The organism is Streptomyces hundungensis (genome assembly GCF_003627815.1).
In the GTDB taxonomy this organism is placed as follows: Bacteria; Actinomycetota; Actinomycetes; order Streptomycetales; family Streptomycetaceae; genus Streptomyces; species Streptomyces hundungensis_A.
Map to the genome: position 1 here is coordinate 6,306,308 of NZ_CP032698.1, position 20,038 is coordinate 6,326,345.

Here is a 20,038-nt window from a genome sequence, read left to right on the forward strand (position 1 = left end):
GTGATCGCCCTCTCCCTCGCCGAGATCGCCGCAATCGTCGGCGGGCAGCCGCACGACATACCGGATCCGTCCGTCACGGTCACCGGACCCGTCGTCATCGACTCCCGCCAGGTGGCGGCCGGTTCGCTCTTCGTGGCCTTCGCCGGCGAACACGTCGACGGCCACGACTACGCGCAGCGCGCCTTCGAGGCGGGCGCGGTGGCGGTCCTGGCGGCCCGCCCGGTCGGCGTGCCCGCGATCGTCGTCGACGACGTGCAGGGCGCCCTCGGGGCGCTGGCCCGCGATGTCGTACGCCGGCTCGGCACCGATGTCGTCGCGCTGACCGGCTCGTCCGGCAAGACGTCCACCAAGGACCTGATCGCGCAGGTGCTCCAGCGCCACGCGCCCACCGTCTTCACGCCGGGCTCCCTCAACAACGAGATCGGGCTGCCGCTGACCGCGCTCACGGCCGGCCCGGAAACCCGGCACCTGGTCCTGGAGATGGGCGCGCGTGGCGTCGGCCACATCCGCTATCTGACGGGTCTGACCCCGCCGACCATCGGTCTCGTCCTGAACGTCGGGAGCGCCCACATCGGCGAGTTCGGCGGCCGGGAGCAAATCGCCCTCGCCAAGGGCGAGTTGGTGGAGTCCCTGCCCGAGGGCGGATGCGCCGTCCTGAACGCGGACGACCCGCTGGTACGCGCCATGGCGTCCCGCACCAAGGCGCGGGTGCTGCTCTTCGGCGAGGCCGAGGACGCCGACGTACGGGCCGAGAACGTGCGGCTCACAGCGGCCGGACAGCCCTCCTTCAGCCTTCACACACCCTCCGGGTGCGGCGATGTGACGTTGCGCCTGTACGGTGAGCACCACGTGTCGAACGCGCTCGCCGCGGCCGCCGTCGCCCATGAGCTGGGCATGTCCGCAGACGAGATCGCCCGCGCGCTCTCCGAGGCGGGCACCCTCTCCCGCTGGCGTATGGAGGTCACCGAGCGTCCGGACGGTGTGACGGTCGTCAACGACGCCTACAACGCGAACCCCGAATCCATGCGAGCCGCTCTTCGCGCGCTCGTGGCCATGGGCAAGGGGCGCCGGACGTGGGCGGTGCTCGGTCCGATGGCCGAGCTCGGCGACGAGTCGCTCACCGAGCACGACGCGGTCGGACGGCTCGCCGTCCGGCTCAACGTCAGCAAGCTCGTGGCAGTCGGGGGCCGGGAGGCGTCCTGGCTGCAACTGGGCGCATATAACGAGGGTTCGTGGGGTGAGGAGTCGGTGCACGTGTCCGACGCACAGGCGGCCGTCGACCTGCTGCGCAGTGAACTGCGCCCGGGTGACGTCGTGCTGGTGAAGGCATCCAGGTCGATCGGTCTGGAGCGGGTGGCGTTCGCGCTGCTCGATGGCGCCGCCGAGGGTGAGGTCGCCGCCCGATGAGGCAGATCCTCTTCGCGGGAGCCATCGGTCTGTTCCTGACCCTGGTCGGTACCCCGCTGCTCATCAAGCTCCTCGCCCGCAAGGGCTACGGCCAGTTCATCCGGGACGACGGTCCGCGCGGCCACGCCGGGAAGAAGGGCACACCCACCATGGGTGGCATCGCCTTCATCCTGGCCACGCTGATCGCGTACGCCCTGACCAAGGTGATCACCAGTGAGGACCCGACCTTCTCGGGTCTGCTGGTGCTGTTCCTCACCGCGGGCATGGGTCTGGTCGGCTTCCTCGACGACTACATCAAGATCGTCAAGCAGCGTTCGCTGGGCCTGCGGGCCAAGGCGAAGATGGCCGGACAGCTGATCGTGGGCATCGCCTTCGCGGTGCTCGCCCTCCAGTTCGCGGACGCCCGGGGCAACACGCCCGCCTCCACCAAGCTGTCGTTCATCAACGACTTCGGCTGGTCGGTCGGGCCGGTCATCTTCGTGGTGTGGGCGCTGTTCATGATCCTCGCCATGTCGAACGGCGTGAACCTGACGGACGGTCTGGACGGCCTGGCCACCGGCGCCTCCGTGATGGTCTTCGGCGCGTACACCTTCATCGGCCTGTGGCAGTTCCAGGAGTCCTGCGCCAACGCGCAGACCCTGACCAACCCCAACGCCTGTTTCGAGGTGCGCGATCCGCTCGACCTCGCGGTCGTCGCCTCGGCCCTGATGGGCTCCTGCTTCGGCTTCCTGTGGTGGAACACCTCGCCCGCCAAGATCTTCATGGGCGACACCGGCTCGCTCGCCCTCGGCGGCGCGCTCGCCGGTCTGGCGATCTGCTCCCGCACGGAGTTCCTGATCGCGCTGCTCGGCGGCCTGTTCGTGCTGATCACGATGTCGGTGGTCATCCAGGTCGGCTCGTTCAAGATGACCGGCAAGCGGGTCTTCAGGATGGCGCCGCTCCAGCACCACTTCGAACTCAAGGGGTGGTCCGAAGTCCTCGTCGTGGTCCGGTTCTGGATCATCCAGGGCATGTGCGTGATCGTGGGACTCGGACTCTTCTACGCGGGATGGGCAGCCGACAAGTGAGCACCACCTGGCAGGGCAAGCGCGTGACGGTGGCCGGGCTCGGCGTCTCCGGAATGCCGGTGGCCAAGGTCCTGGCCGGGCTCGGCGCCGTCGTCACCGCCGTCAACGAGGGCGCCGACGAGCGCTCCCGCGCGCAGGCCGCGGAGCTCGAGGCGCAGGGCGTCACCGTGCGCCTCGGCGACGGGGCCACCCTGCCCGAGTCCACCGAGCTCATCGTCACCACGCCCGGCTGGCGCCCCGACAAGCCGCTGTTCGCGGCGGCGGCGAAGGCGGGCGTGCCCGTCTGGGGAGACGTCGAGCTGGCCTGGCGCCTGCGCGACCTGGACGGCCGCACCCCGGCCCCCTGGCTCGCGGTCACCGGCACCAACGGCAAGACCACCACCACCCGCATGCTCGCCTCCATCCTGGAGGCGGCGGGTCTGCGCACCGCGGCCGTCGGCAACATCGGCGTCTCGCTGCTCGACGTGGTCCTCGGCGAGACGCAGTACGACGTCCTCGCCGTCGAGCTCTCCAGCTACCAGCTGCACTGGGCGCCCTCGCTGCGCGCCCACTCGGCCGCCGTGCTCAACCTGGCGCCCGACCACCTCGACTGGCACGGCTCCATGGAGGCGTACGCCGCCGACAAGGGCCGGATCTACGAGGGCAACACCGTCGCCTGCGTCTACAACGCCGAGGACAAGGCGACCGAACACCTGGTGCGTGAGGCCGATGTGGAGGAGGGCTGCCGGGCGATCGGCTTCACCCTCGCCACCCCCGGCCCCTCCCAGCTCGGCGTGGTCGACGGCATCCTCGTCGACCGGGCCTTCGTGCAGAACCGGCAGAAGAACGCCCAGGAGCTCGCCGAGGTCGCGGACGTCAACCCGCCCGCCCCGCACAACATCGCCAACGCCCTCGCGGCCGCCGCGCTCGCGCGCGCCTTCGGCGTCGAGCCCAAGGCCGTACGCGACGGACTGCGCGCCTTCCGCCCCGACGCGCACCGCATCGAGCACGTCGCGGACGTCGCCGAGGTCGCCTACGTCGACGACTCCAAGGCCACCAACACCCATGCCGCCGAGGCCTCCTTGGCGGCGTACGACCCGATCGTCTGGATCGCCGGGGGACTTGCCAAGGGCGCCTCCTTCGACGAGCTCGTCCAGCGCTCCGCGAAGCGGCTGCGGGGCGTGGTCCTGATCGGCGCCGAGCGCCACCTCATCGCCGAAGCCCTGGCGCGACACGCCCCCGAGGTCCCGGTGGTCGACCTCGACCGGACCGACACTGGGGCGATGTCGGCGGCGGTCCGCGAGGCGGCGGGGCTCGCCCGGCCGGGGGACACCGTCCTGTTGGCCCCGGCCTGCGCCTCGATGGACATGTACGCGAACTACAACAAGCGCGGCGAGGCCTTCGCGGAAGCGGTCCGCGGACTCACCGCAGGGCGCGCCTAGCCGGACCACCCGTTCCACGGACCGGCCGGCGCCGGGCACGACTGGAGGGGACTGCACACATGGCGGCCGATGTTCTTGGCGGCTCCGGGGACGGCGCGCGCGGGGTGCCCGCACTCGCCGGTCTCCTGCTGCGCAGCCGCACCGCGGGACCCGTGCGCGGCCCGGCCGTCCGCGGCCGCTCCACCGGCGTTCCCCGCAGCTCCGGCCCACGGGGCCCCAGGCGTCTGGTGGAGCAGGCCAGGAGGGCCTGGGACCGGCCGCTGACGGCGTACTACCTGATCCTCGGCAGCGCCCTGCTCATCACCGTGCTCGGCCTCGTGATGGTCTACTCCGCCTCGGTGATCAAGGCGCTCGAACTGTCGCTCCCGGGCTCGTACTTCTTCCGCAAGCAGTTCCTCGCGGCGCTGATCGGCGGAGCCCTGATGATCGTCGCGGCCCGGATGCCCGCCAAGCTCCACCGGGCGCTCGCCTACCCGATACTGGCCGGCACGGTCTTCCTGCTGATCCTGGTGCAGGTCCCCGGGATAGGGAAATCGGTCAACGGCAACCAGAACTGGATCTATCTGGGCGGCCCCTTCCAGCTCCAGCCCAGCGAATTCGCCAAGCTGGCGCTGCTGTTGTGGGGCGCGGACCTGCTCGCCCGCAAGCAGGACAGGCGGCTGCTCACCGAGTGGAAGCACATGCTGGTGCCGCTCGTGCCGATGGCGTTCGTGCTGCTCGGGCTGATCATGCTCGGCGGTGACATGGGCACCACGATCATCCTGACCGCCATCCTGTTCGGCCTGCTCTGGCTGGCCGGGGCCCCCACCCGGCTCTTCGCGGGGGTGCTCGCGATCGCGGGCACGCTCGCCGCCCTCTTCATCAAGATCAGCCCGCACCGGATGGGCCGGCTCAACTGCATCGGCGCCACCGACCCGGGCCCGCAGGACCAGTGCTGGCAGGCCGTGCACGGAATCTACGCGCTCGCCTCGGGCGGCTGGTTCGGATCCGGCCTGGGTGCGAGTGTGGAGAAATGGGGTCAACTCCCCGAGCCCCACACCGACTTCATCTTCGCCGTCACCGGCGAGGAACTGGGGTTGGCGGGGACGCTGTCGGTCGTCGCCCTCTTCGCGGCTCTAGGCTATGCGGGTATCCGCGTGGCCGGACGCACGGAGGACCCCTTCGTGAGGTACGCCGCGGGAGGTGTGACCACCTGGATCGTGGCCCAGGCCGTGATCAACATCGGTGCGGTGCTCGGCCTGTTGCCGATCGCCGGTGTCCCTCTCCCGCTGTTCTCCTACGGAGGGTCCGCGCTGCTGCCGACCATGTTCGCGGTGGGGTTGTTGATCGCGTTCGCGCGCGACGACCCCGCGGCGCGGGCGGCGCTGGCCATGCGGCAGCCTCGGGTGAGTTGGAAGTCGATGAGACGGCGCGTCAAGAAGCGTCCGTCCGGAGAGCGGTGAATTTCGGTGCATGTCGTACTCGCCGGTGGGGGGACCGCCGGCCACATCGAGCCCGCGCTCGCCCTCGCGGATGCCCTGCGCAGGCAGGACCCCACCGTGGGGATCACGGCACTGGGCACGGAGAAGGGTCTGGAGACCCGGCTCGTGCCCGAGCGCGGCTATGAGCTCGCGCTCATCCCGGCCGTCCCGCTGCCCCGCAGGCCCACCCCCGAACTGATCACCGTCCCCGGGCGGCTGCGCGGCACCATCAAGGCCGCCGAGCAGATCCTGGAGCGCACCAAGGCGGACTGCGTGGTCGGCTTCGGCGGCTATGTGGCCCTGCCCGGTTACCTCGCCGCCAAGCGGCTCGGGGTGCCGATCGTGGTCCACGAGGCCAACGCCCGCCCCGGCCTCGCCAACAAGATCGGCTCGCGGTACGCGGCCTCGGTGGCCGTGGCCACCCCGGACAGCAAACTGCGCAACTCCCGCTACATCGGGATCCCGTTGCGCTACTCGATCGCGACGCTCGACCGGGCCCGGGTCCGCCCCGAGGCGCGTGCCGCGTTCGGCCTCGACCCCGGCCTGCCGACGCTGCTCGTCTCCGGCGGCTCGCAGGGCGCCCGCCGCCTCAACGAGGTGATCCAGCAGATCGCTCCGGTGCTCCAGCGCTCCGGCATCCAGATCCTGCACGCGGTCGGCCCGAAGAACGAAGTGCCGCGTGTCGACAACATGCCGGGAATGCCGCCGTATGTCCCGGTACCGTACGTGGACCGGATGGACCTCGCGTACGCCGCGGCCGACATGATGCTCTGCCGCGCGGGTGCGATGACCGTCGCCGAACTCTCCGCCGTCGGGCTGCCCGCCGCCTACGTACCGCTGCCGATCGGCAACGGCGAACAGCGGCTGAACGCCCAGCCGGTGGTCAAGGCGGGCGGCGGACTCCTCGTCGACGACGCCGAACTCACTCCCGAGTGGGTGCAGGGCAACGTCCTGCCGGTACTGGCCGACCCGCACCGGCTGTACGAGATGTCGCGCTCCGCCGCCGAGTTCGGGCGGCGCGACGCCGACCAACTCCTCGTCCAGATGGTGTACGAGGCCGTCGCAGGACGCTGATCAACCGACGGAAGGGTAGGGACCGTGGCCGGACAGGCGACCGCTCAGCGCGGTGGCGGACAGGCGGAGAAGTCGGCGAAATCCGCGAAGTCCGGCCGGCCCGGCCCCCGTCCTTCGCGCGTTCGCCGCTTCCGGCTGCCCCGCCGCCGCGGTCTGCTCGTCCTCGCCGTCACCGCGGTCGTGCTCGGCGCCGGCGTCATCTGGCTGTTGTACGGCTCCACCTGGCTGCGCGCCGAGCACGTGAAGACCACGGGGACGCGGGTTCTGACGACCGGTGAGGTCGAGGCGGTCGCCGCGGTGCCGATCGGTTCGCCGTTGATTTCCGTCGACACGGACGCGATCGAGGCCCGGTTGCGTCAGAAACTGCCGCGCATCGACTCGGCCGAGGTCGTTCGTTCATGGCCGCACGGAATCGGTCTGAAAGTGACCGAACGCAGGCCCGTGCTGGTCATGAAGAACGGTGCGAAGTTCGACGAAGTGGACGTGAAGGGTGTGCGTTTCGCCACGGTCGCCCAGCCGTCGAAGGGCGTCCCGCAGCTCGAATTGACGGTCTCGCAGTCACCGAGTCTGCGCCGCTTCGGCACCGAGCGTCTGGTCCTGGAAGCGGTGCGCATCACGGGCGAACTCCCGCCCGCCGTCGCCAAGGAGACGCACTCCGTCAGGATTTCCTCGTACGACTCCGTCACGCTGGAGTTGACCGGCGGCCGAGCCGTCCGATGGGGAAGTGACGAGGAGGGTGAGCTGAAGGGACGTACCCTCAGTGCACTGATGAAAGCGCGGCCGAAGGCGGTCCGCTTCGATGTGAGCGCCCCCACCGCCCCTGCGGCATCGGGTAGTTGACGGACATATGCGCTGGCCAGCACCCTGGTTGGTCAGCGACACGGGTGATCACATAGGGTGAAAAGAAAAACGGGAGGTTCGGCGTGTTCGTTGAACGCGCGCCACTTGTCGACTTAGTGTCCTGTTCGGAAGAGTCCAGCGAACAGACACACTGGTAACCCTAAACTTCAACGTTAGGGTTCGGGTCGGCGATACGGACCGTCCCAATCGGCATTCGTCGTCACCTTGCGGCAACCGCTAAGTGACGACCCGTAACTCGAGGCGAGAGGCCTTCGACGTGGCAGCACCGCAGAACTACCTCGCAGTCATCAAGGTCATCGGTGTCGGCGGCGGTGGTGTCAATGCCATCAACCGAATGATCGAGGTCGGTCTCAAGGGCGTCGAGTTCATCGCGATCAACACTGACGCACAAGCACTGTTGATGAGCGACGCCGACGTCAAGCTCGACGTCGGCCGTGAACTCACCCGCGGCCTCGGGGCCGGAGCCAACCCGGCGGTCGGACGCAAGGCGGCAGAGGACCACCGTGAGGAGATCGAGGAGGTCCTCAAGGGGGCCGACATGGTCTTCGTCACCGCAGGCGAAGGCGGCGGCACCGGCACCGGCGGCGCGCCCGTCGTCGCCAACATCGCGCGCTCGCTCGGCGCTCTGACGATCGGTGTGGTCACCCGCCCGTTCACCTTCGAGGGCCGGCGCCGGGCGAACCAGGCGGAGGACGGCATCGCCGAGCTCCGCGAAGAGGTCGACACCCTCATCGTCATCCCCAACGACCGGCTGCTCTCCATCTCGGACCGCCAGGTCAGCGTCCTGGACGCGTTCAAGTCCGCGGACCAGGTGCTGCTCAGCGGTGTCCAGGGCATCACGGACCTGATCACCACCCCGGGCCTCATCAACCTCGACTTCGCCGACGTCAAGTCGGTGATGTCCGAGGCCGGTTCGGCGCTCATGGGTATCGGCTCGGCCCGCGGCGACGACCGCGCGGTGGCCGCCGCCGAGATGGCGATCTCCTCGCCGCTCCTGGAGGCGTCCATCGACGGCGCCCGCGGTGTGCTGCTCTCGATCTCCGGCGGTTCGGACCTCGGTCTCTTCGAGATCAACGAGGCGGCCCAGCTGGTCAGCGAGGCCGCCCACCCCGAGGCGAACATCATCTTCGGCGCGGTCATCGACGACGCCCTCGGCGACGAGGTGCGCGTCACGGTCATCGCGGCCGGCTTCGACGGCGGCCAGCCGCCGGCCCGCCGGGACACCGTGCTCGGCGCCGCCTCCACCAAGCGTGACGAGCCCGCCCCTTCGCGTGCCTCCGAGACCGCCCGTCCGCTCGGCGGACTCGGCACGGTCGGCACCCGCGAGGAGGCGCCCGCCCCGGCCCCGGCTCCGGTCGAGCCCGCGCCGGTCAACGAGGCCCCGGCCCCCTCGGCCATCCCGACGGCCCGCCCCTACCCGGACAGCCAGGCCGAGGAGCTGGACGTTCCGGACTTCCTCAAGTGAGCGAAGTGACCTTCCGAAGCGGTCTCTTGAAGTGATACGAGAGCAGGGCACTGTGAGCGGCGCGCACTTCGCCTTCACCGACCGGTGGGGCGGGGTGAGCGCCGTTCCGTACGAGCAGCTCAACCTCGGCGGGGCGGTCGGCGACGACCCCGGCTCGGTCCGCGCCAACCGGGAGCGTGCCGCCGGGAAGCTGGGGCTCGACCCGGCCCGGGTGGTCTGGATGAACCAGGTGCACGGGCGCGAGGTCGCCGTCGTCGACGGCCCCTTCGCCCCGGGCGACCCGGCCGCGGTGGACGCGGTGGTGACGAGCCGCCGCAGGACCGCGCTCGCCGTACTGACCGCCGACTGCACCCCGGTCCTTCTCGCCGATCCGGTGGCGGGGGTCGCGGGCGCCGCGCACGCGGGCCGGCCCGGGATGGTGGCGGGCGTGGTGCCGGCCGCCGTCGAGGCGATGGTCTCGCTCGGCGCCGACCCGGCCCGGATCGTGGCCCGTACCGGACCCGCCGTCTGCGGCCGGTGTTACGAAGTCCCCGAGGCGATGCGCGCCGAGGTCGCCGGGGTCGAGCCCGCCGCCTGGTCCGAGACCAGTTGGGGCACGCCCGCGGTGGACGTCACGGCCGGGGTGCACGCCCAGCTCACCGCCCTCGGCGTCACCGACCTCGAGGCCTCCCCGGTCTGCACGCTCGAATCGCTCGACCACTTCTCGTACCGCCGCGACCGCACCACTGGGCGGCTCGCCGGATATGTCTGGCTGGACTGACGACTCATGACGGATCGCAAGACCGAACTCGCCGCGAACCTCGCACAGGTGGAGGAACGTATCGCCTCCGCCTGCGCCGCGGCCGGGCGCGAGCGGAGCGACGTGACCCTGATCGTGGTCACCAAGACCTACCCCGCGAGCGATGTCCGGCTCCTGCACGAACTGGGCGTACGCCATGTCGCGGAGAACCGGGACCAGGACGCGGCCCCCAAGGCCGCCGCCTGCGCCGACCTCGATCTGAGCTGGCACTTCGTGGGCCAGTTGCAGACGAACAAGGTTCGTTCCGTGGCGAGTTATGCCGATACGGTGCAGTCGGTCGACCGGGCCAGACTGATCGCCTCGCTCTCCACCGCGGCCGTCCGGGCCGAACGCGAACTGGGCTGTCTGATCCAGGTCGCCCTCGACGCGGAGTCCGGCGAGCGGGGAGAGCGCGGAGGCGTCGCCCCGGGCGGCATCGGGGAGTTGGCCGCACTGCTCGAGAAGGCGCCCGGGCTCCGGCTCGACGGTCTGATGACGGTGGCGCCGCTGGCCGGTGGTTACGCCGGCCGGCAACGGGCCGCCTTCGAGCGGCTGCTGGAATTGTCATCCCGCCTGCGCGCGGACCATCCGGCTGCGAACATGGTGTCAGCAGGGATGAGTGCGGACCTCGAGGAGGCCGTCGCGGCCGGAGCGACACATGTACGCGTCGGAACGGCGGTACTCGGAGACCGACCCCGGCTCGGGTAACGTCGCGAAGAAGTCGGACCACAGCAGAAAATATGGTCATTCCCACTCTTCGGTGGGCAGACCGCGTGGATCGTGGGCCCTTGGTGACGCTGCCACTTGGCGACAGGAGCGATCCACCACAGAGCGGAGGAATCTGAGCATGGCCGGCGCGATGCGCAAGATGGCGGTCTACCTCGGCCTCGTGGAGGACGATGGGTACGACGGCCGGGGGTTCGACCCCGACGACGATTTCGAACCCGAGCCCGAACCGGAGCGCGACCGTCGGCGGCATCAGCCCCCGCACCAGTCCTCGCTCCAGGACGAACGGGACGAACCGGTGCGGATCACACAGCCTCCGGCGCCAAGAGAACCGGTTCAGCTATCGGTTGAAAGCGGACGACCGGCGCGAATCGCACCCGTGGCGTCCATCACACCTGAACGTCCGAGCCTGGAGAAGAACGCACCGGTGATCATGCCCAAGGTCGTGTCCGAGCGGGAGCCGTACCGCATCACCACGCTGCACCCGCGGACCTACAACGAGGCCCGTACCATCGGGGAACACTTCCGCGAGGGCACTCCGGTGATCATGAATCTCACCGAGATGGACGACACCGACGCGAAGCGACTTGTCGACTTTGCCGCCGGTCTCGTCTTCGGCCTGCACGGCAGCATTGAACGCGTGACGCAGAAGGTGTTCCTGCTGTCTCCTGCTAACGTCGATGTCACGGCGGAGGACAAGGCCCGCATCGCAGAGGGCGGATTCTTCAACCAGAGCTGAGACACGACACCGGGAACGAACCGGCCGAGACCAGGCCGGAGCTTTGAAGCAAGGGGAGAGGGAAGCGCGGGATGAGCGTCGCACTACAGGTGGTCTACATCGCGCTGATGTGCTTCCTCATCGTGCTGATCTTCCGGCTCGTCATGGACTACGTCTTCCAGTTCGCCCGTTCATGGCAACCCGGTAAGGCGATGGTGGTCGTTCTTGAGGCCACCTACACTGTCACCGATCCACCGCTCAAGCTTCTGCGGCGGTTCATTCCGCCGCTGCGTCTCGGGGGCGTGGCACTCGACCTGTCCTTCTTCGTTCTGATGATCATCGTCTACATCCTGATCAGCATCGTGGTCAGGTTGTGAACGATTCGGTCCTGCCGACTGCCGACGACTACGTAGAGGTGAAGAAGAGATGCCGCTGACCCCCGAGGACGTGCGGAACAAGCAGTTCACGACCGTCCGCCTCCGAGAAGGCTATGACGAGGACGAGGTCGATGCCTTCCTCGACGAGGTCGAGTCGGAGCTGACGCGACTGCTGCGCGAGAACGAGGATCTGCGCGCCAAGCTGGCCGCCGCGACCCGTGCCGCCGCACAGAACCAGCAGCAGCAGGGCATGCGCAAGCCGGAGCCGCAGGACGGCCGAGGCCCGGGCGCGCCCGTACCCGCCGCCATATCAGGTCCGCCGCAGGTCCAGCAGCAGCAGCAGATGGGCGGCCCGCCCCAGCTGCCCAGCGGCGCGCCGCAGCTGCCCGCGGGCCCCGGCGGCCACGGCCCGCAGGGCCAGCACGGCCAGGGTCCGATGGGCCAGGGCCCCATGGGTCAGGGTCCGATGGGCCAGAACCCCATGGGCCAGAACCCCATGGGCCAGAACCCCATGGGTCAGAACCAGATGGGCCAGAACCAGCTGGGTCAGGGCCCCATGGGCCAGAACCAGCTCGGTCAGGGCCCCATGGGCCAGCAGATGGGCGGCCCCATGGGCGGCCACCAGCAGATGGGCCAGCCGGCCCAGGCTCCCGGTGGCGACAGCGCCGCCCGGGTGCTCTCCCTCGCGCAGCAGACCGCCGACCAGGCGATCGCGGAGGCCCGTTCCGAGGCCAACAAGATCGTCGGCGAGGCTCGGTCCCGCGCCGAGGGCCTGGAGCGCGACGCCCGTGCCAAGGCGGACGCCCTGGAGCGGGACGCGCAGGAGAAGCACCGTGTCGCGATGGGCTCCCTGGAGTCCGCCCGCGCCACGCTCGAGCGCAAGGTCGAGGACCTGCGGGGCTTCGAGCGCGAGTACCGCACGCGTCTGAAGTCCTACCTGGAGTCGCAGCTGCGCCAGCTGGAGACCCAGGCCGACGACTCGCTCGCGCCGCCGCGCACCCCGGCGACCGCCTCGCTGCCGCCGGCTCCGCAGATGAGCGGATCCATGGCGTCGGCCGGTGCCGGTGCGATGGGGCACCCCATGGGTGGCCAGCAGTCGATGGGCGGCCAGCAGTCCATGCCGAGCGGACCGTCCTACGGCGGTCAGCAGCAGATGTCGCCGGCCATGACCCAGCCGATGGCGCCGGTGCGGCCGCAGGGGCCGTCGCCGATGCAGCAGGCACCGTCGCCCATGCGGGGCTTTCTGATCGACGAGGACGACAACTGACGGGGTCTACGCGCGTGACGCGTGCGTAGCCGTCGGCAGGCGGCGGGGCCGGTGTTGGGGGGCAACCCCCAGCACCGGCCCTTTGCCATGCGGGGCCCTTACGTCCCTGACCCCGCGCGCTGGCTGCCCTGGGTCTCGCCCCCGCCCCTGAGCTGCCCGGGGGCTCGCCCCACCCCCGCCGCCCTGGGGCTTCGCCCCCGGCCCGGTTGTGCTGGGGCCGGGTGTCGCCTGCGGGTGGTGGTCGTTTTTGCGCAGTTCCCCGCGCCCCTGAACGGGGCTGCGCCCCGTCGCGCAGTTCCCCGCGCCCCTGGAAACCCGTTTTCGTCTGCGGGCTTCAGGTGGCTGGTCGCGCAGTTCCCCGCGCCCCTAAAGGCCCTTCGGTCTGCGGACCGTGCCCGCTTCTCGCGCAGTTCCTCGCGCCCCTTAAGTGCTCGGGGCCGGTCAGTGCAGGCCACCTCAGCCTGTCCGGCGATTGAGGACGAGCGCCCTTCAGGCGCGATACGGGGTCTGGGGCGGAGCCCCAGGAAGGGCCGGGGCCATCCAACCCTGCGCTTACGGGCGGGTGGGCGGGCAAAGGTGCTCGGGTCTGGGGCGGAGCCCCAGGAGGCCCGGGGCCATCTAACCCCCGTCACGGGCGGGTGGGTGGGCGAGGTGCCTCGGGGTCTGGGGCGGAGCCCCAGGGGGCCGGAACCCACCCACCCGCTGCACGGGCGGGTGGGTGGGTAAACGCGTTGGGGTTTGGGGCGGAGCCCCAGGGCCCGGGGCCATCCAACCCCCGTCACGGGTGGGTGGGCGGATGGGCTGGGGCGGAGCCCCAAGGGCCCGCCCCCGGGGTGGTTGGGGGCGGGCAGGGGGGCGGTTACGCCTTGCGGAGGTGGAAGGTGAGGGAGAGGCCCTCGTCGGTGAAGGGCTCGCCATAGCCCACCCCGGCCGAGCCGGAGGCGTAGTCCGTGGCCAGGACCTCGTCCGCGATGAGCCCCGCGTGGGCGCTCAGGGCCGAGGACACCTCCGGGTCGGTGGACGACCAGCGCACCGCGATCCGGTCGGCGACATCGAGCCCGCTGTTCTTGCGCGCCTCCTGGATCAGCCGGATCGCGTCCCGGGCGAGGCCCGCGAGCCGCAGCTCCGGGGTGATCTCCAGGTCGAGGGCGACCGTGGCGCCGGAGTCGGAGGCCACCGACCACCCCTCGCGCGGGGTCTCGGTGATGATGACCTCGTCGGGGGCGAGCGTCACCTGCTCGCCGCCCACCTCCACAAACGCCGAGCCCGTGTCGCGCAGCGACGCGGACAGGGCCGCCGCGTCCGCCGCCGCCACCGCCTTCGCCACGTCCTGGACGCCCTTGCCGAACCGCTTGCCAAGGGCCCGGAAGTTGGCCTTGGCCGTGGTGTCGACCAGCGAGCCGCCGACCTCGGAGAGCGAGGCCAGGGACGTCACGTTCAGCTCCTCCGTGATCTGCGCGCGCAGCTCCGGGGAGAGGGTCTCGAAGCCCGCCACCGCGATCAGCGCGCGCGACAGCGGCTGGCGGGTCTTGACGCCGGACTCCGCACGCGTGGCGCGGCCCAGCTCCACCAGGCGGCGTACGAGCGCCATCTGCCGCGACAGCGCCGGGTCGATCGCCGTCCGGTCCGCCTTCGGCCAGGACGAGAGGTGGATGGACTCCGGGGCGTCCGGGGTCACCGGCACCACCATGTCCTGCCAGACCCGCTCGGTGATGAACGGGGTGAGCGGCGCCATCAGGCGGGTGATCGTCTCGACCACGTCGTGCAGGGTGCGCAGAGCCGCCCTGTCGCCCTGCCAGAAGCGGCGGCGCGAGCGGCGTACGTACCAGTTGGAGAGGTCGTCGACGAAGGAGGAGAGCAGCTTGCCCGCCTTCTGGGTGTCGTAGGCCTCCAGGGCCGAAGTGACGCCCTCCACAAGGGAGTTGAGCTCGGAGAGCAGCCAGCGGTCCAGGACCGTGCGGTCGGCCGGGGCCGGGTCCGCGGTGCTGGGCGCCCAGCCGCTGGTGCGGGCGTACAGGGCCTGGAAGGCGACCGTGTTCCAGTACGTCAGGAGGGTCTTGCGGACGACCTCCTGGATGGTGCCGTGGCCGACCCGGCGGGCCGCCCAGGGGGAGCCGCCGGCCGCCATGAACCAGCGCACCGCGTCGGCGCCGTGCTGGTCCATCAGCGGGATCGGGTCGAGGGTGTTGCCCAGGTGCTTGGACATCTTGCGGCCGTCCTCGGCCAGGATGTGGCCCAGGCACACCACGTTCTCGTACGACGACTTGTCGAAGACCAGGGTGCCGACGGCCATCAGCGTGTAGAACCAGCCGCGGGTCTGGTCGATGGCCTCGGAGATGAACTGCGCCGGGTAGCGGGACTCGAACAGTTCCTTGTTCTGGTGCGGGTAGCCGTACTGCGCGAACGGCATCGAACCCGAGTCGTACCAGGCGTCGATGACCTCCGGCACGCGCACCGCGTCCAGGGAGCAGCCCTCGTGGGTGCAGGTGAAGGTGACGTCGTCGATGTAGGGGCGGTGCGGGTCGAGCGCGGACTGGTCGGTGCCGGTCAGCTCCGTCAGCTCGGCGCGCGAGCCGACGCAGGTGAGGTGGTTCTCCTCGCAAGCCCAGATGGGCAGCGGGGTGCCCCAGTAGCGGTTGCGGGACAGCGCCCAGTCGATGTTGTTCTTCAGCCAGTCACCGAAGCGGCCTTCCTTGACCGAGTCGGGGAACCAGTTGGTCTTCTCGTTCTCCCGCAGCATCGCGTCCTTGACGGCGGTGGTGCGGATGTACCAGGACGGCTGCGCGTAGTACAGCAGCGCCGTGTGGCAGCGCCAGCAGTGCGGATAGCTGTGCTCGTACGGGACGTGGCGGAAGAGCAGGCCGCGCTCCGCCAGGTCCTCGGTCAGCTTCTCGTCGGCCTTCTTGAAGAAGACGCCGCCGACGAGCGGGACGTCCTGTTCGAAGGTGCCGTCGGGGCGGACCGGGTTCACCACCGGAAGCCCGTACGCCTTGCAGACCAGGAGGTCGTCGGCGCCGAAGGCGGGGGACTGGTGGACCAGACCGGTGCCGTCCTCGGTCGTGACGTACTCGGCGTTGACCACGTAGTGCGCGGGCGCGGGGAATTCGACGAGCTCGAAGGGGCGCTGGTAGGTCCAGCGCTCCATCTCGGCGCCGGTGAAGCGCTCGCCGGTGACCTCCCAGCCCTCGCCGAGGGCCTTCGCCAGGAGCGGCTCGGCGACGACGAGCTTCTCCTCGCCGTTGGTGGCGACGACATAGGTGACCTCGGGGTGGGCGGCGACCGCCGTGTTGGACACCAGGGTCCACGGCGTCGTCGTCCACACCAGGAGGGCCGCCTCGCCCGCGAGGGGGCCGGAGGTGAGCGGGAAGCGGACGAAGACCGAGGGGTCGACGACCGTCTCGTAGCCCTGCGCCAGCTCGTGGTCCGAGAGGCCGGTGCCGCAGCGCGGGCACCAGGGGGCGACGCGGTGGTCCTGGACAAGCAGGCCCTTGTTGAAGATCTCCTTCAGGGACCACCACACGGACTCGACGTACTGCGGGTCCATGGTGCGGTAGGCGTCGTCCAGGTCGACCCAGTAGCCCATGCGGGTCGTCAGGTCGGCGAAGGCGTCGGTGTGGCGGGTCACCGACTCGCGGCACTTGGCGTTGAACTCGGCGATGCCGTACGCCTCGATGTCCTTCTTGCCGGTGAAGCCGAGCTCCTTCTCGACGGCCAGCTCGACGGGCAGGCCGTGGCAGTCCCAGCCGGCCTTGCGGGCCACGTGGTAGCCCTGCATCGTGCGGAAGCGGGGGAAGACGTCCTTGAAGACGCGGGCCTCGATGTGGTGGGCGCCCGGCATGCCGTTGGCGGTGGGCGGGCCCTCGTAGAAGACCCACTCGGGGCGGCCCTCGGACGCTTCGAGGCTCTTGGCGAAGACCTTGGACCGCTCCCAGAAATCGAGCACGGCGTGCTCAAGGGCGGGCAGGTCTACCTGGGCGGGCACCTGGCGGTACTGCGACATCCGGTCATCCTCCGGCGGATCGTCGTGCGGTTCCGTCGGAGGGACGAGAGCCCTGTGCGCGCTCCCGCGGTACCACCCTCCTTGGCGGTGGTGCTCGCGCACACCGCCCCCTCATTGGGGTCGCGAAGCCGGTTCTACTGGACCCCGGGACACGGGGTCGTTCTTCCGGCGGCTCGGGGGTGATCTTCGCCGCGCGCTCGCCTCCGGGCTCCCACCGTCCCCGGATCGCTCTGGGCTGCGTACGCCGCTACTCGTCCCGTCCACGCCTCTCGCTGCGGCCAGTGTACGGGGCCCGGCGAACGGTGGCCGACCGGTTTTCGGCGGGCCGCGGGCCGGGGGTGCGCATGACCCGAATGGCCACACGGGGCGCGGCGGACCGCGGCGCCGCGCCGTCCGGCGGATTACCGGGGCGGGAGCTGGGCACAACCGAGGCAGGTTCGTCCTTCCGCGGGTCCCGGGCGGGGCGAACCGGCGGCGTGCCCCGTTGCCGCGGGCCTGGGGTCGATTTATCGTCCCAGCACGATTCGCGAGCAAGATCACAATATGTGAAGGGGCCGCGGCCATGGTGGCGAAGAAGACCGCCGTAGAGACCACAACGGCGTCCAGGACACCCAGTGCCACCCGTGCTGTCGCAGGTGCCACCACGGGCTCGGCGGCCGAGGACACGACCGGCCACTCCGGCGACCCCGGCGACACCGGGAACTCTGGTGACAAGAGCGCCGCCAAGAAGACCTCCGCCAAGAAGACCTCCGCCAAGAAGACCTCCGCCAAGAAGACCTCCGCCAAGAAGACGGCCGCCGGGAAAGCGACTGCCGAGAAGACCACCGCCAAAAGGGCCGCCCCTCGGAAGGCGTCCACCGGGAAGGCCGCCGCCAAGGACGCGGACCCGGGCAGCGCGACGGCTGAGGGCGCCGGGGCAGTGGGCTCCAAGAAGGCTGCCGGGGCGAAGAAGGCGACGGCGAAGAAGGCCGCCGCCAAGAAGACCGCGTCCGGCGAGGCAACCGGGACGGCCCGGACCGCGTCCGACAGGGCGACCGGCAAGACGGCTCCGGCGAGGTCTGCCGGAGCGGGCGCCAAGAAGGCCGCGACCGCGGCCCAGGGGGCGGCTGCGGCCGCGGAACAGACGGGAGCCGACAAGGTGGTTGCGAAGAAGACTGCGGGTGGGGCGACGGCGGCCGAGACCGCCGAGGCGTCGGCGGTGCCGACGGCCCGTGCCGTCGCCACGGCCGCCCCGGGGGAGCTTCCCGTCCGGCCGGGCGAGGATCCCTGGACCCCGGCGGAGGTCGCCGAGGCCCGCAACGAGCTGTCCAGCGAGGTGCTGCGGCTGCGCAGCGAGATCGAGGCCTCGGAGGCGGCGCTGGCCGGCCTGATGCGGGACTCCGGCGACGGCGCCGGTGACGACGACGCCGACACCGGCACCAAGAACATCACCCGCGAGCACGAGATGGCGCTGGCCGCCAACGCCCGCGAGACCCTGGAGCAGACCGAACACGCCCTGGAGCGGCTCGACGCCGGGACGTACGGGTACTGCGAGGTCTGCGGGAAGCCGATCGGCAAGGCCAGAATGCAGGCCTTCCCGCGAGCCACTCTGTGCGTGGAGGACAAGCAGAAGCAGGAACGGCGGGGCTGAGCCCCGCACAGGTGTGCCGTACCCTCGTGCTCAGTCAGGAACCTAGTCGCGAGGGACTCACGTGGCAGAGGCGGAGCGCATCATCGGTACGCCGGATGTGGAAGGGGCCGACGGGCAGGCGGCCCCTGCCGAGCGGCCGAAGGGCAAGCGGAAGATCGCCGTGCTGTTCGCGGTGGCGGTCGTCGCCTACCTTCTCGACCTCGGCAGCAAGATGCTCGTGGTGGCCCGGCTGGAGGACCACGAGCCGATCGAGGTGATCGGTGACCTGCTCCAGCTGAACGCGATCCGCAACGCGGGCGCCGCCTTCGGGATCGGCGAGGCGTTCACGGTGATCTTCACGATCATCGCGGCGACCGTGATCGTGGTGATCGCCCGGCTGGCGCGCAAGCTCTACAGCCTGCCCTGGGCGATCGCCCTCGGGCTGCTGCTCGGCGGCGCGCTCGGCAACCTCACGGACCGCATCTTCCGCTCGCCCGGCATCTTCAAGGGCGAGGTCGTCGACTTCATCGCCCCCAAGGGCTTCGCCGTCTTCAATCTGGCGGACTCGGCGATCGTCTGCGGCGGCATCCTCATCGTGATCCTCTCCTTCCGCGGCCTCGACCCGGACGGCACCCTGCACAAGGACTGAGCCGGTCCGGGGGCCCGCCCACCGGACGCGCGGCGGGCGGGAACGGTGCGGCAAGGCATACTCGACGGGTGAGTACGATTCCCGAGATCCGCACCCTGCCCGTTCCCGACGGCCTCGAAGGCGAGCGCGTCGACGCCGCCATCTCCCGCATGTTCGGGTTTTCCCGCACCAAGGCGGCCGAGCTCGCCGCGACGGGGAAGGTCCAGGTCGACGGCGCCGTGGTCGGCAAGTCCGAGCGGGTGCACGGCGGGGCCTGGATGGAGGTCGAGATGCCGCAGGCACCGGCCCCCGTGCAGATCGTCGCGGAGCCCGTCGAGGGGATGGAGATCGTCCACGACGACGACGACATCGTCGTGATCATGAAGCCGGTCGGTGTCGCAGCCCACCCCAGCCCCGGCTGGACCGGCACCACGGTCATCGGCGGCCTCGCCGCCGCCGGATACCGCATCTCCACCTCCGGCGCCGCCGAGCGCCAGGGCATCGTGCACCGCCTCGACGTCGGGACCTCGGGCCTGATGGCCGTCGCGAAGTCCGAGCGGGCCTACACCTCGCTCAAGGCGCAGTTCCGAGAGCGGGTCGTCGACAAGCGCTACCACGCGCTGGTCCAGGGCCACCCGGACCCGATGAGCGGCACCATCGACGCCCCGATCGGGCGCCACCCCACCCACGACTACAAGTGGGCCGTGACCGCCGAGGGCAAGCCGTCGGTCACGCACTACGACCTGATCGAGGCGTTCCGCGCGGCCTCGCTGCTCGACATCAAGCTGGAGACCGGGCGCACCCACCAGATCCGCGTCCACATGTCGGCCCACCGCCACCCGTGCGTCGGCGACCTCACCTATGGCGCCGACCCCACCATCGCCAAGCGCCTCAAGCTGACCCGCCAGTGGCTGCACGCGGTGAAGCTGGGCTTCGAGCACCCCTCCGACGGCCGCTGGGTCGAGTTCGAGAGCGACTACCCGGCCGATCTGCGCTACGCCCTGGACGCCATCCGCGCCGAGAGCGAGTAGCCCCTTACCGGTCCGGGCGCCGCGACGGGCGTGGCCCAGGCCGCCGCCCGAGCCCTTTGCTCCCCGATGGGCGGTTGGGGTGGGTTGCGTGGCACGCTTGAGGTCTTGATCGTCAAGGCCGCCCAGGCCCGCACCGCCCGGAGGGGAAC

General features: G+C 70.6%; 16 protein-coding genes. 15 read left to right on the forward strand and 1 reads right to left on the reverse strand.

What is annotated here, in order from left to right:
- The 12 genes from DWB77_RS27955 to DWB77_RS28010 all read left to right on the forward strand — a co-directional run bounded on the left by DWB77_RS27955 (position 1) and on the right by DWB77_RS28010 (position 12,621).
- Positions 1-1,407: a UDP-N-acetylmuramoyl-tripeptide--D-alanyl-D-alanine ligase gene (locus DWB77_RS27955; RefSeq protein ID WP_120724227.1), complete on the forward strand. Its 1,407-nt coding sequence runs from the start codon at positions 1-3 to the stop codon at positions 1,405-1,407.
- On the forward strand, positions 1,404-2,474 hold the full coding sequence (gene mraY, locus DWB77_RS27960; protein ID WP_120724228.1) for a phospho-N-acetylmuramoyl-pentapeptide-transferase: 1,071 nt from the start codon (positions 1,404-1,406) through the stop codon (positions 2,472-2,474). The genes DWB77_RS27955 and mraY overlap by 4 nt, the downstream gene beginning before the upstream one ends.
- Positions 2,456-3,895, forward strand: a complete 1,440-nt coding sequence (murD, locus tag DWB77_RS27965; protein ID WP_120724230.1) for a UDP-N-acetylmuramoyl-L-alanine--D-glutamate ligase — start codon at positions 2,456-2,458, stop codon at positions 3,893-3,895. The genes mraY and murD overlap by 19 nt, the downstream gene beginning before the upstream one ends.
- Positions 3,896-3,954: 59 nt before the next feature.
- Complete coding sequence (gene ftsW, locus DWB77_RS27970; protein ID WP_120724232.1) at positions 3,955-5,337, forward strand: putative lipid II flippase FtsW; 1,383 nt, start codon at positions 3,955-3,957, stop codon at positions 5,335-5,337.
- Between the two features lie 6 nt (positions 5,338-5,343).
- Positions 5,344-6,429: an undecaprenyldiphospho-muramoylpentapeptide beta-N-acetylglucosaminyltransferase gene (gene murG / locus DWB77_RS27975; RefSeq protein ID WP_120724234.1), complete on the forward strand. Its 1,086-nt coding sequence runs from the start codon at positions 5,344-5,346 to the stop codon at positions 6,427-6,429.
- A 24-nt stretch (positions 6,430-6,453) separates the two neighbouring features.
- On the forward strand, positions 6,454-7,269 hold the full coding sequence (locus tag DWB77_RS27980) for a cell division protein FtsQ/DivIB (protein ID WP_120724236.1): 816 nt from the start codon (positions 6,454-6,456) through the stop codon (positions 7,267-7,269).
- A gap of 277 nt (positions 7,270-7,546) precedes the next feature.
- A complete protein-coding gene (gene ftsZ / locus DWB77_RS27985) occupies positions 7,547-8,755 on the forward strand; it encodes a cell division protein FtsZ (RefSeq protein WP_120724238.1) in 1,209 nt (402 codons plus the stop codon).
- A 52-nt stretch (positions 8,756-8,807) separates the two neighbouring features.
- Positions 8,808-9,515, forward strand: a complete 708-nt coding sequence (pgeF, locus tag DWB77_RS27990; RefSeq protein WP_428985156.1) for a peptidoglycan editing factor PgeF — start codon at positions 8,808-8,810, stop codon at positions 9,513-9,515.
- Between the two features lie 6 nt (positions 9,516-9,521).
- The gene (locus DWB77_RS27995; protein WP_120724242.1) at positions 9,522-10,241 is read left to right on the forward strand and encodes a YggS family pyridoxal phosphate-dependent enzyme; all 720 of its coding nucleotides are present in this window, start codon (positions 9,522-9,524) and stop codon (positions 10,239-10,241) included.
- Positions 10,242-10,380: 139 nt separating this feature from the next.
- The gene (locus tag DWB77_RS28000) at positions 10,381-10,998 is read left to right on the forward strand and encodes a cell division protein SepF (RefSeq protein ID WP_120724243.1); all 618 of its coding nucleotides are present in this window, start codon (positions 10,381-10,383) and stop codon (positions 10,996-10,998) included.
- 71 nt (positions 10,999-11,069) lie between these two features.
- Complete coding sequence (locus DWB77_RS28005; protein WP_120724245.1) at positions 11,070-11,354, forward strand: YggT family protein; 285 nt, start codon at positions 11,070-11,072, stop codon at positions 11,352-11,354.
- Positions 11,355-11,403: 49 nt separating this feature from the next.
- Positions 11,404-12,621 (forward strand): DivIVA domain-containing protein, encoded by a 1,218-nt coding sequence (locus DWB77_RS28010; protein WP_120724247.1) that lies wholly within the window; start codon positions 11,404-11,406, stop codon positions 12,619-12,621.
- A gap of 859 nt (positions 12,622-13,480) precedes the next feature.
- On the opposite strand, the gene ileS is transcribed toward DWB77_RS28010, so the two are convergent.
- A complete protein-coding gene (gene ileS / locus DWB77_RS28015) occupies positions 13,481-16,621 on the reverse strand; it encodes an isoleucine--tRNA ligase (RefSeq protein ID WP_120724249.1) in 3,141 nt (1,046 codons plus the stop codon).
- Between the two features lie 562 nt (positions 16,622-17,183).
- On the opposite strand from ileS, the gene DWB77_RS28020 reads away from it, so the two are divergent.
- From DWB77_RS28020 to DWB77_RS28030, 3 genes are all read left to right on the forward strand, one after another.
- Entirely contained in the window at positions 17,184-18,251 is a 1,068-nt protein-coding gene (locus tag DWB77_RS28020) for a TraR/DksA family transcriptional regulator (RefSeq protein WP_120724251.1), read from the forward strand.
- 61 nt (positions 18,252-18,312) lie between these two features.
- The gene (gene lspA / locus DWB77_RS28025) at positions 18,313-18,879 is read left to right on the forward strand and encodes a signal peptidase II (protein ID WP_120724253.1); all 567 of its coding nucleotides are present in this window, start codon (positions 18,313-18,315) and stop codon (positions 18,877-18,879) included.
- 68 nt (positions 18,880-18,947) lie between these two features.
- Positions 18,948-19,889: an RluA family pseudouridine synthase gene (locus DWB77_RS28030; RefSeq protein ID WP_120724255.1), complete on the forward strand. Its 942-nt coding sequence runs from the start codon at positions 18,948-18,950 to the stop codon at positions 19,887-19,889.
- The last annotated feature ends 149 nt before the right edge of the window (positions 19,890-20,038 follow it).

What these genes read in the sequence shown, in the direction of transcription:
- mraY (WP_120724228.1), top strand. Translation starts at nt 1,404, where the DNA reads ATGAGGCAGATCCTCTTCGCGGGAGCCATCGGTCTGTTCCTGACCCTG.
- murD (WP_120724230.1), top strand. Translation starts at nt 2,456, where the DNA reads ATGGGCAGCCGACAAGTGAGCACCACCTGGCAGGGCAAGCGCGTGACG.
- ftsW (WP_120724232.1), top strand. Translation starts at nt 3,955, where the DNA reads ATGGCGGCCGATGTTCTTGGCGGCTCCGGGGACGGCGCGCGCGGGGTG.
- DWB77_RS27995 (WP_120724242.1), top strand. Translation starts at nt 9,522, where the DNA reads ATGACGGATCGCAAGACCGAACTCGCCGCGAACCTCGCACAGGTGGAG.
- DWB77_RS28000 (WP_120724243.1), top strand. Translation starts at nt 10,381, where the DNA reads ATGGCCGGCGCGATGCGCAAGATGGCGGTCTACCTCGGCCTCGTGGAG.
- DWB77_RS28005 (WP_120724245.1), top strand. Translation starts at nt 11,070, where the DNA reads ATGAGCGTCGCACTACAGGTGGTCTACATCGCGCTGATGTGCTTCCTC.
- DWB77_RS28010 (WP_120724247.1), top strand. Translation starts at nt 11,404, where the DNA reads ATGCCGCTGACCCCCGAGGACGTGCGGAACAAGCAGTTCACGACCGTC.
- ileS (WP_120724249.1), bottom strand. Translation starts at nt 16,621, where the DNA reads ATGTCGCAGTACCGCCAGGTGCCCGCCCAGGTAGACCTGCCCGCCCTT.
- DWB77_RS28020 (WP_120724251.1), top strand. Translation starts at nt 17,184, where the DNA reads ATGGTGGCGAAGAAGACCGCCGTAGAGACCACAACGGCGTCCAGGACA.